The sequence below is a fragment of the Chitinolyticbacter albus genome (assembly GCF_024437655.1).
In the GTDB taxonomy this organism is placed as follows: Bacteria; Pseudomonadota; Gammaproteobacteria; order Burkholderiales; family Chitinibacteraceae; genus Chitinolyticbacter; species Chitinolyticbacter albus.
The window spans coordinates 1-1,580 of record NZ_JANBVF010000064.1 but is presented as its reverse complement, the minus strand read 5'-3'; the positions used below and the strand labels follow the sequence as shown (position 1 = coordinate 1,580).

General features: G+C 63.4%; 1 protein-coding gene. It reads right to left on the bottom strand.

Annotated features, from left to right (window positions below):
- Positions 1-1,580 (bottom strand): type VI secretion system Vgr family protein (locus NLI84_RS18705; protein ID WP_255992348.1); only part of this gene is annotated, 1,580 nt, incomplete at both ends.

Here is a 1,580-nt window from a genome sequence, read left to right as displayed (position 1 = left end):
CATTCACATGCCCCTTGGCGGCGATGAGTTTGAGGTTCACCTTGTCGGCCACCCCCTGCACAAACAGGCTGATCTTGCTGCCGACGTTGTGCACCCACCTTCTGGCGGTGGTCTGCTGCGTATCACGCTGGCTGACCAGATCCAGGTTATGACCGGCGTTGAGGATGAGTTCGTTCGGCGTGGTCAGGGCGATGCCGGCCGGGGCGGTGGCGATCAGGATGGGTTGCTGACCGGGTTGTTCTTTCGCGCTCTTGCCTTGCTCGTCGGTGTTGGAGCCCGCTTCCCAGGCCTTGAGTGCTTCATTCAGGTGATCGAGGTGGCCTTGCGGTGACTTGGCCTGCTTGGCGCCTTCGAGGTCCAGCGTCTCCGGACCGATCTCGGTAGGGTCGGCCAGTTGATGCTGCGCGGTGTCACTGAGCGTTTGCGCCAGTTGCTGCGCCGACTCCAGTTGGGCTTGCGCCTGTTCGCGATCAAGCTGTTTGCCACCGGCGCCGGATTTGGCTTCGGTGGAGAGCAGCAGGCCTTGCGCGGCGCGAATGGCGCCTGAGCGGTCGGTTCTGAGCTCGAAGCCGTCACCGCGCGGTTCAGCCTTGCCGTCGGTTCTGGGGTGCGCCAGGTAACCCTGGTTCAGCTGGGTCTTGCCGTGTTCGGATGAGAGTTTGGTTCTGACTTCACCTTGGCTGTCGTCGAACAGCAGCTCGCCATACTGGCTGCCCTGATATTCCTTGGACTTGATGCCGGAGAGCGTCTTGTTCGCCGGCAGGCTGCCGGCGCCCGAGAAGCTGGGGGGCGGGTGGCTGCCGTTGTAGACCACGCCGGTGACGATGGGCCGATCGATATCGCCTTCGACGAAGTCGACCAGTACTTCCTGACCGATGCGCGGAATGAACTGGTGACCCCAGTTCGCCCCCGCACTGGGATAGGCCACCCGGATCCAGCACGACGAGCGCTCGTCGAGATTGGCACCGAACGCGCTGTGTTCACTCTGGCGTTGCCAGTGGAACTGCACCTTGATCCGGCCATGCTCGTCGGTATGGATCTCTTCCCCGCTTGGGCCCACCACGGTGGCGGTCTGCACCCCACGCGCGGACGGCTTGGCGTGTTCGCCATGGCTGTAATCCGGAGTGAGCGGAATGCCACGGCGTTGCGCTTCAAACTGCACCGCAAACGGTTGTGGTGCTTCCTGGCCCTGGCTCAGGAACCGGGTCAGATCCCCAGGCAGGTTGTTATAGGCGGTAAAGGACAACTGGCTGGCGACGAACTCACGCTGCTCGGGTGCATCGGCATCGTGCAGCGGGTGATCGGTCAGCGCGAACCACTCACCGACCTGCAGGTTGCGCACGGTACCGGCACCCTGGAAGCGCTTCTTCTGCAGGTCATGTGCCTGCTGGCGCAACTGGGCATAACGCGACAGTTGCTCGGCATCACCGGCGTAGTACAGCGACTGCGGATCGTAATCCTCCAACGAGGACTGGGCCTGTTCACCGCCGGCCCCCTGGTCGATGGCCGAGGTTTCGCCCACCTGCTGGGTCAGTACCGGCTTGTAGTCGAACGACGCCAGCGCCACCGCACCACTACCG